Source organism: Mesorhizobium sp. M1273, from assembly GCF_040318195.1.
In the GTDB taxonomy this organism is placed as follows: domain Bacteria; phylum Pseudomonadota; class Alphaproteobacteria; order Rhizobiales; family Rhizobiaceae; genus Mesorhizobium.
Window position 1 is genome coordinate 310,621 of record NZ_JAMYLV010000002.1, and the last position, 13,070, is coordinate 323,690.

Below are 13,070 nucleotides of genomic sequence, written 5' to 3' on the forward strand. Positions count from 1 at the left end.
TGGCGCTGCTGGTTTGCGCTTTCGTCCCCGCGGGGGCGGCCTGGGCAGCGGAGACGCTCGTTGCCGGTACCCGGGCCTCCGGCATGGGTGGTTCGGGCGAAGGCGCTTTCGTCGCCGAGATCGTGCTTCTGCTGCTTGTTGGGCGCGGCCTGGGCGAAGTTCTGCAGCGTTATGGCCAGCCGGCAATCATGGGCCAACTGATCGGCGGCATCCTGCTCGGTCCTTCGCTGTTCGGCTGGCTGTGGCCGTCGGCCCAGCACCTGATCTTTTCCAGTGATCCTGCGCAAAAGGGCATGATCGACGCCGTCTCGCAGCTCGGCATCCTGATGCTGCTTTTGCTGACCGGCATGGAGACGGACCTGCGGCTGGTGCGCCGGGTTGGCGCGGCCTGTTTTTCCATTTCGGCTACCGGCGTCGTGGTGCCCTTCATCTTCGGTTTTGCGCTGGCGCAGTTCCTGCCGGACGCATTGCTGGCTGACCCCACGCAGCGCACCGTCGCCGGGCTGTTCCTGGGCACGGCGCTGTCGATCTCGTCGGTCAAGGTCGTCGCCATGGTGGTGCGCGAGATGAACTTCATGCGCCGCAACCTCGGACAGGTGATTATTTCCTCGGCGATCATCGAGGACACGATCGGCTGGCTGGTCATCGCCGTAACCTTCGGCATCGCCACCAATGGCAAGCTACAGTTCGCGCCGCTGGTGACCACCATCGCCGCGGTGGCACTGTTCATGGTGTTCTCCTTCACCATTGGCCGCCGTCTTGTCTTCACCTTGATCCGCTGGACCAACGATCAATTCCGCAGCGAGTTTGCGGTGATCACCATGATCCTCATCATCATGGGAGCGATGGCGCTGATCACTAATCTGATAGGCGTCCATACCGTGCTGGGGGCGTTCGTCGCCGGCATCCTGGTCGGGGAATCGCCCATCCTCTCCAGCCATATCGAAGGTCAGCTGCGCGGCGTCATCACCGCGCTGTTCATGCCGATCTTCTTCGGCATGGCGGGGCTTTCCGCCGATCTCACAGTGCTCGCCGATCCAACCCTTGCCATGCTGACGGGCGCTCTCGTGATCATCGCCAGCATCGGCAAGTTTGGCGGCGCGTTCATCGGCGCCAAGCTCGCCGCCATGTCGCTCAAGGAAGCAATCGCCGTCGGCAGTGCCATGAACGCACGCGGCTCGACCGAAGTGATCGTCGCCAGCATCGGCCTGTCGATGAACATCCTGTCGCACAATCTCTTCACCATGATCGTCACCATGGCCGTGATCACCACCTTGGCCATGCCGCCGATGCTGCGCTGGGCGCTCGGCCGGCTGCCGGTTGGGCACGACGAGCAGCAGCGTGTCGAGCGCGAGGCGTTGGACGAATACGGCTTCATTTCCAGGCTGGAGAGGCTGCTGGTGCTGGTCGACGACAGCAGGATCGGCAAGTTCACCGCATATCTCGCCGGACTGGTCGGCGGAGGCAGCGGCATGCCCACCACCTTGCTTCGCCTGCCCACCACCTTGCTTCAGCCGAAAGACGGCCGAGTTGACAGGCCGACCGACAGCAAGGGACAGGAGCGCGCCCTCCAGGAAATCAAAAAGGGTGCAAAAAAGAGCGCTCAGGCGGTGAAACGGATCGAAGATACGCTTGTCGACAAAGTCCATCTGACGGCCCGCACCGAATTGGATGCCACGGGTGAGACGATTGCCGAAGAGGCCCGCAAGGGATACGGCCTGTTGCTGGTCGGCCTGGACAATGTGCTGACCGCCGATGGCGCCTTCGCGCCGGCCCTCAACGACATTGCCGCAGGATTTGACGGCCCGCTTTGCCTGGTCCTGAACGGCGGCAATGCTGGCGAAAAGATGCCGACGCTGAAGGCCGGCACCAGCATTCTCGTCCCCGTCAACGGTACCCAGGTGGCGCGTCGCGCCGCCGACTTGGCGCTGGCGCTGGCCCGTCCAAACCGGGCGCGGATCAAGGTTCTCTACGTCTCGCAAAAGGCAGCCAAGGGCCGCAGGTCGACATCGGTGTCGCATAGCCGCGAAGAGGCCGTGCTGAAAGACATCGCTGATCTGGCGGGCCGCTACGGCCTGCATATCGACACAGCGTTCCATACCCGCGTCACACCCGACAAGGCGATCACCCGGGAGGCGGCCAAAGGAGCGGCGATCGTCGTGATGGGCGTCACCCAACGTCCGGGTGAGGACCTGTTCTTCGGTGAAACCGCCGGCGCTGTTTTAGCCGCCTGCAACTGCCCGGTCGTGCTTCTGGCCAGCGCGCGGCCCAAGCACGACGCCGCTGGCGCTGAGCTGGCAGCGTGAATTTCACCGCGCATTGATCGGTCGGCAGGAATGTCGATCGAGCCTCTGAAAGCGCTGATCAGCCAAGCGTAAAAGAACTCGAACCGAACGGCTCGGTTCCGTTAGCAGAGAGTACAGGAAAGGGTGAACGCCGGCTCAAAGAATGTTCGCGCGGCAAATCACCACTGGCCGCATAACTAATTGAAAAGAAAGAAGAAAATTGTGGCGCAGGAGTTGCATGTCGAATTTCAAGCGGCCAATTTGGCGCACCCGTACAAAATTTTCGTGATTGGAAACGACAGGCTTGCCGACCCATCTCGGGGTGGTCCGAGCGACGCGAATTCCTCCCGAGGCACGCCACTTGACGGACAGACCAAAGAACTACCGGAGTACCGAAATGACCAAGCTCGCTCTTACCGCCGCCGCCATCCTCGTTGCCACCGGCACTGCTTTTGCCGGCAGCGACCATTATGGCTCGGACAACGTCAACCAGCCGGCCGCTGCTGCTGCCAACGTCGACAACACCTTCACCGGTTCGATCCGCAAGCCAGTTACTTCCGAGCATACCGGTGCCAAGATAACCTCCGAGTCGGTGGCGCCTGAATCCGGCCAAGGCATCTGGGGCCGCTGATTATTACGGCCCGCAACACAAAGAGCGGCGGGCTTGGCCCGCTACTCTTGCTTTCGCGTATCAACGAGCGTGTGCGCCGAATAGCATCCTGCGCCAATCGAATACTTTGATTTGCAGGTTTCATCTGTAGCCACAATCTCGGTTGCTGAAATCGTCCAGCAACGTGCACATCGGAAAAAGCCGGGTGCGTATTCGTCGGCGCGGACAGCGCTCTCATCTCGAATGCGTCGAAAGCAACGACAACTCACGAATGACCAGTACACTGGAGTACCTGAAATGACCAAGATTGCTCTTACCGTCGCCACCATCGTCCTCGTCGCCACGGGCAGCGCCTTTGCAGGCAGTGATCACTATGGCTCGGACGGCGTCAACCAGCCGGCCGCGCCTGTTGGCAACGCGCCTGTCGGCAGCATCGACAACGGGTTTACTGGTTCCATCCGCAAGCCGCTGACGGCCGAGCACAACGCCGTCGACACCGAGGCGACGACCCGGTTCGGCGCGGATCAACCCGTAGTGCCCCAATCTGGCCGGGGCAACTGGGGCCGATAGTTCCTCAAACCCAGGAGCACGAAGAGCGGCGGGCTTGGCCCGCCGCTTTTGTTTGCGCGAAGCCGGGTTTGGTCGAAAGGTCGGCGATCCCCCGGCCTGTCAGGCAGTCGCTAGCGAAGATCCTTCGGCCAAATGCAGTGCGTCAGTCGGGCGCTGCCGAAGGTGAGACCGGTCCAATCGCCGTCGACGTCGAACCGAGCCAGGCCCGCGGTGGGGTATTTTTCCGCCAGCTTCTTCAGCGCCGCTTGGTCCGATCCAGCCCCGGCAACCCCGCGCGCGAACTCCTCCAGCCCGGGATTGTGACCAAGCACCAGCAGCGTTCCAGTCCCCGCCTTTACTTGCCGCACCTTGGCGAGGATGTCCGCCGCCGCTGCCTCGTAGAGCGCCTGGGAAAATTTGGCCTGCACCTTAGCCGGCAATTCCGCCGAGACCAGCCGCCACGTGTCGCGGGTGCGCAGCGCCGGCGACACCAGCGCCAGCTCCGGCACCCAGCCGCGCCGGGCCAGTTCGCGCCCGACCAGTGGTGCTGCCTTCAGCCCGCGCGCGGACAGCGGCCGGTCGAAGTCGATGAGGTCGGGATCGTCCCAACTCGACTTCGCGTGACGCAGGAGCAGCAGTTGCTTCATGGATTCAACTCAAGTCCAAGGGATGTCGGGCTGAAAGTCTTTCCCATAGCCGCCGCCATGTTTTGTGCCCATGGCGGTATCAAAACTCGCCCAAAGCGCACCAAAGATGAACAGGCCTACATGCCGTTCATCTTTATCCCATCTGACCAAAATGTCTGCTTCAGTGATGGCCCAATCGCCCGATCGAACGTGAATTGCATCGATGACAGAATCGGCCCGCCCGTCCTCGGTTCGACAAAGATAGAAATATGCCGTGGCACTTTTCGGATCGTCCGCCGCGTCGTACTCGAAGACGCCGGCCAGATCACGCTTTGTCCGGATCGCGCTGTCGAAAACGTCCATTTGCTTGTCCGCAATCTATCAAAACAGTGCCGAAGCGTCGCGGGCGCCGTGTACGGCGCGGACGATCTCGACGCGCTGTTCGGCCAGGCGATAAAGCACGAGATAGTTGCCGATCGTCAACGCCCGCACCTCGGCAGCGATGTCGGGCCTCTTGGGACCGGATTCCGGGAATGTGCCCAATTGCACGATGCGCACGGCAATAGCATCCAAAAAGCGGTCCGCGGCAAGCGGGTTGTCCCTTGCAATGCCAAACCAAATATCGATCAGGTCGTCTTCTGCCGCCGGGCTGCGGACAATGCGGATGTCAGCCATTCCGCCGGTTTTTGCTGGTGTTGCCCAACCGGCTGCGGGCTTTCTGTTTTATGTCCTCGATGTCGAACGGCGCAAACGGACCGCTCTCCAGCCCTTCCGTCCAGGCTTTCCGCAACCGCTCCGCTTCGGCCTCGCGCAAGGGCTGGCGAAGCCGCCATTCTCGCAGTGCCTCGCGGATCACTTCACTTGCCGAACCGTACTGCCCGCTGGCCACCGCGCCTTTGACCATGTCCAGCAGTTCCGGGGAAAGCGCTACGCTGACTTTTTCGACTGTCGCCATCAAGCCGTCTCCTCACGAAAACGGTAGCAAAATTTGCTACCAAATTCAAGAACTGACTCTTACGGCGTTATCCGCGCCAGGTGCTCGAGATCGGTCTCTTCGCGCAGCGGGTCGGGCGCGATCACCACCGACGTGGCGTTGTCGGCATCGTCGGCGAAGCGCGAAAACACCGTGCGGCCGCCTTCCATTCGCGCCTTGCCTTCGGCGACCAGCCCCAGCGCCAGCGGATAGAGCTGGTGCTCGGCCTTGAGCACGCGCGCGGCCAGCGTGTCCTCATTGTCGCCGACCATCACCGGCACGGCGGCCTGGGCGATGATCGGCCCGTCATCCATGTCGAGCGTGACGAAATGCACCGTGCAGCCATGGATGCGCATGCCTGCGCGGAGGGCCCGCGCATGCGTATCCAGCCCCTTGAAGGCAGGCAGCAGGGCAGGGTGGATATTGATCATGCGGCCCTGCCACTTCTCCACGAAGCGCGCGCCGAGGATGCGCATGTAGCCGGCCAGCGCGACGATCTCGGCGCCGAACGACAAGAGGGCCGCATCGATCGCCTCGTCATGCGCTTGCTTGCTGGCATGGTCGGAGCGCGAAATCACTCTGGTGGCGATGCCGCGCGCCGCGGCGATGCCAAGGCCGGCGGCATTGGCGCGGTCGGAGATGACGCCGACGATCTCGGCCGGATAGGCCGGGTTGCTCGCCGCCGCAACCAGCGCCGTCATGTTGGAGCCGCGCCCCGAGATCAGTACGACCGTCCGTTTCCTCATAGGCCAATCGAGCCCCGATAGATGACGCCGGCATCGCGGCGCGGCACGATCTGGCCGATCGGCGTCACCGTCTCGCCGGCCTCCTGCAGAACGGCAGCGACCTGCGCCGCCTGGCCGGAGGCGACGACCAGGATCATGCCGATGCCGCAATTGAAGGTCCGCATCATCTCTTCCGGCGCGACGCCGCCGGTCTTGGCCAGCCATGAGAACACCGGCGGCACCTCGATGGCGCCGAGATCGAGCTCGGCCGAAAAATCCTTGGGCAGAACGCGCGGGATGTTTTCGGGAAAGCCGCCGCCGGTGATATGGGCCAGCGCCTTGATGCCGTGGGTGTTGCGGATCGCCTTGAGGATCGACTTGACGTAGATGCGGGTAGGTTCGAGCAGCGCCTCGGCCAGCGTCGCCTCGTCATTGAACGGCGCCGGATCGCCCCAGCCAAGGCCGCTTACGGCGACGATGCGACGGACCAGCGAAAAGCCGTTCGAATGCAGGCCCGACGAGGCAAGGCCGAGCAGCACGTCGCCCTCGACGATGTCGTCGGTCGGCAGCAACTGGCCGCGTTCGGCGGCACCGACGGCAAAGCCGGCAAGGTCATAATCCTTGTCGTGATACATGCCGGGCATCTCCGCCGTCTCGCCGCCGATCAGCGCGCAACCGGCCTGCCGGCAGCCGGCGGCAATGCCGCCGACAATCGAGGCACCCTGGTCGGGATCGAGCTTGCCGGTGGCGAAATAGTCGAGGAAGAACAGCGGCTCGGCGCCTTGCACGACGATGTCGTTGACGCACATGGCGACGAGGTCGATGCCGATCGTATCGTGCTTGCCGGCATCGATGGCGATCTTCAGCTTGGTGCCGACGCCGTCGTTGGCGGCCACCAGCACGGGATCGGTGAAGCCGGCGGCCTTGAGGTCGAACAAACCGCCGAAGCCGCCGATCTCGCCATCGGCGCCCGGCCGGCGGGTGGCGCGCACCAGCGGCTTGATCTTCTCGACCATGAGATTGCCGGCGTCGATGTCGACGCCCGCTTCGGCATAGGTGAGCCCGTTCTTGCGCTTGCTCATTTCCGGCGCCTGCTCATCTGTTGCGCTTGCCTGTCGCTGTTTTCACTCGCGTGCGGGCTCTTCGCATGAACGGTTTTGCCCCGCAAGGCAAGCGCGCGATTAATGGTGTTTTCAGTTGGATGCCGCGGGAACCGGGCGCGATACACTCCAACAATAAAAAGAAATCCCTGCCAGAATTGCGGCGAGGCCTCCGACGGTGGCAAGAGACCTGATCTCACCGTCGAAGGGCAGGGTCCCATACGAGAAGCCGGCGGCGATCAACGCCGCCGCGGCAGCCCACAGACCTGGATTTGCAACGACTGATCTTGAGAAAACGAACGCGACGACAGCGGCGGTCAGCCAGAGGGGCCAAGAGACGACCACGCCCACGGCCAGCTCAAGAGCGAAGGCCCACAGGAGATCTTGCGTCGCCACCTTGCGGTGCGGGGCTCCCAAAAATGCGAAGACCAAAAGACTTTCTGTCAGTCCGGCCAGATAACAAAGCGTTACTCGCCAAGCGATTGTGATTCTCTGCGCCATCGTCATTCAGCAGTGGGGAAATAGGCTGTCGCTTCACGGGCTCTTCGCATGGGCAACAGCGTCTTGCAAGGACGGCAGCGGAATACCGGGCACTTACGTCTCTTCCAGGAAAGGCACCGCCGTTTCGTCCGTCCAGAGGCGACCGCCCTTGGGGAGGGTCTGCTGCTGTCCCATAAATCGTTCATCGTGCCCGCGTCCTCCCGGTGACTGGAAGAAGGCATATTGAACATGTCTTGGGTTCCAACGCGCCCCGGCTGGATGTCCCTCATGAACGTGCCGCCAGATCGAACCCCAACTGGGTTCCCAGATATCAATGAACTTGAGAAATAGGCCGAGCAAAACCTTTGTATTCACCGGTTCGGCTCCAGCTATGTAGCTAAACTCCAGCGAAGCATTGTTCTGGCTGTCTTCCGACAGATATTTGGACCAGGAACTGCAATGGACTGATGTGGACGCCTCTATATTTGCCTGGCGCTGGTTCCACAGCGACACATTGTATCCCAGTTCAGGAACGGGCTGTCTCGGAGGCATGTCCGTCTTGTTCCGGCCCTTTAACAGCCAGCGATGGAGAACCTCGCACGACGAGGTGTTGACCGGCTTGGAGGCGATTGCTTTTTTGAGCGATCTGCCGCGCGGGGCCCACCTCGCGAACCTGTCGTCGGCTTCGTCCAAGGCCCGGAAATGCGCCTGCAGCTGCGGGACCAGCTCTTCGGCGTCCTTTCTCCTCGCCCCCAGTAGACATAGATGTTGATCGACATGGCGTCCCCTCGAATACGGGAGACGTACCAGCTTTCTTGACTGGCGTCGCCAAAGGAGAGCGCGCGCGCTTCGGGCTCGCTTCCATTTGGTTAGTTCAATGCTGGCTAATCTTCACGCCCCCTCTGCGTTGATCGCAAATTGCGCGGCGAAAGCCCGGATATAGGCCGGCCGTGCTTCCCCGCGCGCTACATAGGCAGCCAAGTTTTGATATTCGTCCAAAATGCCTGACATTCTTAGTCGCAGCAGCACCGACACCATCAACAAATCGCCCGCGCTGAACGCATCATCGAGCCAGTCGGCGACACCCAAGTGAGCCGAGAGTTTGTCCAGCCGAGCGCGAACACGGTCCTTTACCAACGGCAAGCGCTCCTCGCTCCAAGGCTTGTCACGTTCGAATATTCTTGCCGTCGTTAATTCGAGGATCGGTGGTTCGACGGTGTTAAGTGCGGCAAACATCCACGTGATCGCACGCGCGCGGGCATTGCGATCCTTCGGCAGCAATCCCGCATGCTGCTCAGCAAGATGAAAGACGATCGAGCCGGTCTCGAACAGCGAGAGAGAACCTTCCTCATAGGTGGGGATCTGGCCGAAGGGATGGATCGCCAGATGTTCAGGCGCCTTCATCTCTGCGAAGGAAACAAGACGAACCTCATACGGCTGCCCCACTTCTTCGAGCGCCCAGCGAACGCGCGTATCACGCGCCAGTCCCTTGCCGCCATCGGGCGATCGTTCAAATGCTGTGATAGTGATTGTCATCGCGTCCGTTTCCTTGCCTGGGCAAATTTCCTTGGCTTCCTATCGTGAGACGAATGAGCCTCCCCGAAATCGACATCTGTCTTGACCTATTTCATTGCTGGCGCCCTCGTGGGGAGATTGGCAGCTTCTGTGTCGCTTCTCACTTGCCGTAACCCTCCATCTCCATCATGTATCGGCAAACAAGAGCGACGGGATATGCGTTTGACCATCCCCAACATGATCACGATCATGCGCTTCGTGCTGGTGCCGGCGGTGGTGCTGGCCATGCTGCAGGACCGCTGGGACTGGGCCTTTGCGGGCTTCCTCATTGCCGGCATTTCCGACGGCGTCGACGGCTTCATCGCCCGCCATTTCAATCAGTTTTCCAGGCTCGGCGCCTATCTCGATCCGATGGCCGACAAGCTGCTGCTGGTCTCGGTTTTCGTGGTCCTGGGCTTCAGCGGCGAACTGCCGCTGTGGCTGGTCGTTACCATGGTGTCGCGCGACGCACTGATCGTCTGCGCCGTGCTTTTATCCACCGTCATGGCGCATCCGGTCGAGATGAAGCCGCTCCTGGTGTCGAAGGCCAACACCGCGATCCAGATCGTGCTGGCGGCAGTGGTGTTGGGCGAACTCGCCTTCGATATCCGTCTCGATCCGCTGAGGCCGGCCCTCATATTGCTGTCCGGGGTCTTGACCGTGGCTTCGGCCGCGGCCTATCTCGTGGCTTGGCTGAGGCATATGAGCGGCTATGGCGAAGGCTCCACACCCGGCACCTGACGAACGGTCCATCGACGCTGAAGCTGAGGCTGCGGCAGCGGAAGCTGCGGCATCGGCGTCGTTTCGCCGCCAGATCCGCTTCTGGCTGGTCAGCGCCATCATCCTCGCCGTCTTCCTCTATGTCTTCAGCGGCATCCTTCTGCCGTTCGTCGCCGGCATGGTGCTCGCCTATTTCCTCGACCCTGTCGCCGACCGGCTGGAGCGGCTTGGCCTGTCCAGGCTGATGGCGACGGTGGTCATCCTCATCGCCTTTATCGTCGTCCTGGTACTGGCCTTCGTCATCCTGGTTCCGGTGCTCGCCTCGCAGATGGCTGATTTCGCCAGCAAGCTGCCGGACTATCTGACCCGGCTGCAGAGCCTGATCACCAGCTTCGACCCGAAATGGCTGGAAGAGAAATTCGGCGTCGACGCCAATGGCCTGCGTGAAGGCTTGAACTCGCTGCTGACCTCCGGCTTCGGCCTCCTGACCACCGTCTTCACCTCGATCTGGAGCTCCGGCGTGGCGCTGGTCTCGGTCGTCAGTCTTTTCGTGGTGACGCCGGTCGTCGCCTTCTACATGCTGCTCGACTGGGATCGCATGGTGGCAATCGTCGACAGCTGGGTGCCGCGCGATTACGTCAAGACCGTCAGGACGATCGCCAGGGACATCAACACCGCGACCGCCGGCTTCGTGCGCGGCCAGGGCACGCTGTGCCTGGTGCTCGGCGCCATGTATGCCACCGGCCTGACGCTGACGGGCCTGAATTTCGGCATCCTCATCGGTCTGTTCGCCGGGCTGATCTCCTTCATCCCCTATGTCGGCTCGCTGACCGGCCTGGTGCTGGCCGTCGGCGTCGCCTTCGTCCAGTTCTGGCCAGACTGGACCATGGTCGCAGCGGTGGCCGGGGTGTTCTTCGTCGGCCAGTTCATCGAGGGCAACATCCTGCAGCCCAGGCTGGTCGGCAAAAGCGTTGGTCTGCATCCGGTATGGCTGATGTTTGCGCTGTTTGCCTTCGGCGCGCTGTTCGGCTTCGTCGGCCTGCTGATCGCCGTGCCGGCTTCCGCCGCCGTTGCCGTTCTGGTGCGTTTCGCCATCGCCCGCTATCTCGAATCGCCGCTCTACAAGGGCCATGCCGACGAGCCGGTGCCGCCGCTGCAGGTGCGGCGCCGCGGGGGCGCGCGCGGTTGAGCCAGATGCCGGACAAGATCGATCCGCCGCGTCAATTGCCGCTCGATCTAGGCCACGGCACAGGCTATTCGCGCGACGAGCTCGTCGTCTCCAGCACCAACAGCCAGGCGGCGGCGCTTGTTGACCGCTGGCCGGACTGGCCGTCGCCGGTCGTCGTGCTGGCCGGGCCGGCCGGCTCGGGAAAAACCCATCTGGCCTCGATCTGGCGGACCCGCGCCGACGCGGTGAAAGTGGAGGCCGGCCGCATCGGCGACTGCATCGAAAATCTCGGCGCGCATCCGGCCCTGATCGACGATGTCGATGCCGGCCCGATCGATGAGCACGGCCTCTTCCACCTGATCAACGCGGTGCGCGGCGCCGGCTCGAGCTTGCTGTTGACGGCGCGGCGCTTCCCGTCCGCCTGGGGCGTCAGGCTGCCCGATCTGGCGTCGCGGCTGAAGGCGGCGGCGACCGTCGAGATCCACGAACCCGACGATCTTCTGCTGGCCGGCGTCATCACAAAGCTGTTCGCCGACCGCCAGGTCGAGGTCGAGCCGCATGTCGTGCAATATCTGGTGCGCCGCATCGAGCGCTCGCTGGCCACTGCCATGCGGGTGGTCGAACGGCTCGACCGCACCGCGCTCGAGCGCAAGACGCCGATCACCCGCGCGCTCGCCGCCGAGACCGTCAGCGCCATGGACGAAGGGCAGGGCGAGTTCGAGATTTAGAGGATACAAAATGACGTCTGAGTTCAGTGCATACGACATCATTGATCCGTTACTGATGTCGTGGGCAAATCGGCACGGAATACGGGTCGCCACTAAATATCGCGACGACGATGTCCGTTCTATCTGGGTTTACGACAAGAATGGCAATCGTCGTGCTCAGTTGTGGCTCGATTTGCCTGACGTCAACGGCAACGTAACCATTGTGGCGTCGGTGCTGGATCCTAAAAGCGCTACAAAATGGGGTGCCAGAGAGGAACGCCACGCGTCTCCCGAAATGCTGCAGGCCGCCCTTGAAGAACTACGGCCAATGGTTTTTGGCTGGGCCGGGGAAGGTGCATACACCTAGTTCTTACCTCGGCCGGTGTCTCATTTCGGGAAACAAACCTGGCATCTGTCTTGCACCTGACAGCTTGCCGGCTAATCCCGGTCCTGATTGCGTATCAAATCAGGTAGTAGGCTCGCCGGGAGATGGGTGGTTGGGGTTCTCTTCCCGGCGAGCTTGCCTTTGGCAGCATCGAATCGATAGCGCCATTGCGCGGCTGGCCTCAGCTCTCTCCGCCTGCAACCGCCGCTCGTTCCACGCCAAAGCGCCGGCGGTAATCGCCAGGCACCAGGCCGGTTATCCTAGCGAATACTTTGCGGAAGGAGCCGGGATCGTCATAGCCGACCTCCCAGGCGATCTGGTCGATCGACCGCATCGTGGTTTCCAGCAGCTCGCGCGCCTTGCCGACGCGCAGGTGCTGACAATATTCGGTCGGCTTGAGGCCGGTGGCGCTGCGGAACCTGCGCAGGAAAGTCCGCTCCTCCAATCCGGCATGCCCGGCCATGGCGCCGAGCGTCACGTCGCGGGCGCCGTTTGCCTGCAGCCAGTGCTGCACCTTGAGAATCGCTTCGTCGCCGTGGGTCAGCCGCGGCGCGAACGGGCTGTAAAAACGTTGCTCGCGGCCCGGCGGATCGACCAGCATGAAACGCGCCGTGTCCATCATCACGGCTGACCCGAGCACCCGGTCCACCAGCTTCAGGCCGAGGTCGGTCCAGGCCATGTAGCCGCCTGCGGTGATGACGTCGCCATCGTCAATGACCAGCCTGTCGGCGTCGAGCAGGATGTCTGGAAAGCGTAGCGCCAGCGCGTCGCGATAAGCCCAGTGCGTCGTCGCCGCACGGCCGGACAACAGGCCGGTCTCGGCAAGCACGAAAGCGCCGGCACAGACCGAACCGAGCGTCGCGCCTGCCGCATGACGGTCCCTGAGCCAGCCGGCATAGGGCGCGGCTGCTTCCCGAGCGATCGGATCTCCCAAGGTCGGCGGGAGGATAACCATGGCTGGTTCATTGTCGGCGCCGGGGTCGCTGTCGAAGGTGCGGACTACGGTGTGGCCCGCGTCGTCCAATTGCCAATGACTGACGCGAAGCCTCGCCGCCTCGGGCGACCGCTCGACAGCCAGCCGGTTTGCCAGCATGAAAAGATCAGTCAGGCCGAGCACGGCCGCTTCCTGCACGCCGGGATACAGGACAAGGCCGATTTCGATCAGATCACGCGCAGCCGTCATTTGTC

17 protein-coding genes are annotated in these 13,070 nt (G+C 62.5%); 7 read left to right on the forward strand and 10 right to left on the reverse strand.

Annotated elements, in window-relative coordinates; translation table 11 throughout:
• Positions 1–83 precede the first annotated feature (83 nt).
• The 3 genes from NKH30_RS04030 to NKH30_RS04040 all read left to right on the forward strand — a co-directional run bounded on the left by NKH30_RS04030 (position 84) and on the right by NKH30_RS04040 (position 3,465).
• Positions 84–2,306 carry a cation:proton antiporter domain-containing protein gene (locus tag NKH30_RS04030; RefSeq protein WP_502911454.1) on the forward strand — a complete coding sequence of 741 codons (2,223 nt, stop codon included), beginning with the start codon at positions 84–86 and terminating at the stop codon, positions 2,304–2,306.
• A gap of 376 nt (positions 2,307–2,682) precedes the next feature.
• On the forward strand, positions 2,683–2,916 hold the full coding sequence (locus tag NKH30_RS04035; RefSeq protein WP_352747338.1) for a DUF680 domain-containing protein: 234 nt from the start codon (positions 2,683–2,685) through the stop codon (positions 2,914–2,916).
• A gap of 276 nt (positions 2,917–3,192) precedes the next feature.
• Positions 3,193–3,465 carry a DUF680 domain-containing protein gene (locus NKH30_RS04040; protein WP_352994286.1) on the forward strand — a complete coding sequence of 91 codons (273 nt, stop codon included), beginning with the start codon at positions 3,193–3,195 and terminating at the stop codon, positions 3,463–3,465.
• Between the two features lie 110 nt (positions 3,466–3,575).
• Here the strand turns inward: NKH30_RS04040 and NKH30_RS04045 are convergent, their stop codons facing one another.
• The 9 genes from NKH30_RS04045 to NKH30_RS04085 all read right to left on the reverse strand — a co-directional run bounded on the left by NKH30_RS04045 (position 3,576) and on the right by NKH30_RS04085 (position 8,884).
• The gene (locus NKH30_RS04045) at positions 3,576–4,091 is read right to left on the reverse strand and encodes a SixA phosphatase family protein (RefSeq protein ID WP_352994289.1); all 516 of its coding nucleotides are present in this window, start codon (positions 4,089–4,091) and stop codon (positions 3,576–3,578) included.
• A 9-nt stretch (positions 4,092–4,100) separates the two neighbouring features.
• A complete protein-coding gene (locus tag NKH30_RS04050; protein ID WP_352920967.1) occupies positions 4,101–4,433 on the reverse strand; it encodes a hypothetical protein in 333 nt (110 codons plus the stop codon).
• Between the two features lie 18 nt (positions 4,434–4,451).
• Positions 4,452–4,745, reverse strand: a complete 294-nt coding sequence (locus NKH30_RS04055; protein ID WP_352994292.1) for a type II toxin-antitoxin system RelE/ParE family toxin — start codon at positions 4,743–4,745, stop codon at positions 4,452–4,454.
• On the reverse strand, positions 4,738–5,025 hold the full coding sequence (locus tag NKH30_RS04060) for a type II toxin-antitoxin system ParD family antitoxin (protein WP_352457662.1): 288 nt from the start codon (positions 5,023–5,025) through the stop codon (positions 4,738–4,740). Before NKH30_RS04060 ends, NKH30_RS04055 begins: the two co-directional genes overlap by 8 nt.
• A gap of 59 nt (positions 5,026–5,084) precedes the next feature.
• Positions 5,085–5,789: a phosphoribosylglycinamide formyltransferase gene (gene purN, locus NKH30_RS04065; RefSeq protein WP_352501881.1), complete on the reverse strand. Its 705-nt coding sequence runs from the start codon at positions 5,787–5,789 to the stop codon at positions 5,085–5,087.
• Complete coding sequence (purM, locus tag NKH30_RS04070; protein ID WP_352472623.1) at positions 5,786–6,850, reverse strand: phosphoribosylformylglycinamidine cyclo-ligase; 1,065 nt, start codon at positions 6,848–6,850, stop codon at positions 5,786–5,788. The genes purN and purM overlap by 4 nt, the downstream gene beginning before the upstream one ends.
• A gap of 111 nt (positions 6,851–6,961) precedes the next feature.
• The gene (locus NKH30_RS04075) at positions 6,962–7,375 is read right to left on the reverse strand and encodes a hypothetical protein (RefSeq protein ID WP_352994295.1); all 414 of its coding nucleotides are present in this window, start codon (positions 7,373–7,375) and stop codon (positions 6,962–6,964) included.
• A gap of 87 nt (positions 7,376–7,462) precedes the next feature.
• Complete coding sequence (locus NKH30_RS04080) at positions 7,463–8,227, reverse strand: Imm52 family immunity protein (RefSeq protein ID WP_352771189.1); 765 nt, start codon at positions 8,225–8,227, stop codon at positions 7,463–7,465.
• 12 nt (positions 8,228–8,239) lie between these two features.
• Entirely contained in the window at positions 8,240–8,884 is a 645-nt protein-coding gene (locus NKH30_RS04085; protein WP_352541636.1) for a glutathione S-transferase family protein, read from the reverse strand.
• A 201-nt stretch (positions 8,885–9,085) separates the two neighbouring features.
• Here NKH30_RS04085 and NKH30_RS04090 point away from each other — a divergent pair, with 201 nt between their 5' ends.
• The 4 genes from NKH30_RS04090 to NKH30_RS04105 are packed head-to-tail and all read left to right on the forward strand — an operon-like array spanning position 9,086 to position 11,864.
• Positions 9,086–9,643 (forward strand): CDP-alcohol phosphatidyltransferase family protein, encoded by a 558-nt coding sequence (locus NKH30_RS04090; protein ID WP_352469229.1) that lies wholly within the window; start codon positions 9,086–9,088, stop codon positions 9,641–9,643.
• Positions 9,615–10,811 (forward strand): AI-2E family transporter, encoded by a 1,197-nt coding sequence (locus NKH30_RS04095; protein ID WP_352994298.1) that lies wholly within the window; start codon positions 9,615–9,617, stop codon positions 10,809–10,811. The genes NKH30_RS04090 and NKH30_RS04095 overlap by 29 nt, the downstream gene beginning before the upstream one ends.
• Positions 10,812–10,816: 5 nt before the next feature.
• Positions 10,817–11,518 carry a DnaA regulatory inactivator HdaA gene (gene hdaA, locus NKH30_RS04100; protein ID WP_352472673.1) on the forward strand — a complete coding sequence of 234 codons (702 nt, stop codon included), beginning with the start codon at positions 10,817–10,819 and terminating at the stop codon, positions 11,516–11,518.
• 10 nt (positions 11,519–11,528) lie between these two features.
• The gene (locus NKH30_RS04105) at positions 11,529–11,864 is read left to right on the forward strand and encodes a hypothetical protein (RefSeq protein WP_352994301.1); all 336 of its coding nucleotides are present in this window, start codon (positions 11,529–11,531) and stop codon (positions 11,862–11,864) included.
• 199 nt (positions 11,865–12,063) lie between these two features.
• Here NKH30_RS04105 and NKH30_RS04110 read toward each other — a convergent pair whose 3' ends face one another.
• On the reverse strand, positions 12,064–13,065 hold the full coding sequence (locus NKH30_RS04110; protein WP_352994304.1) for a GlxA family transcriptional regulator: 1,002 nt from the start codon (positions 13,063–13,065) through the stop codon (positions 12,064–12,066).
• Between the last annotated feature and the right edge of the window lie 5 nt (positions 13,066–13,070).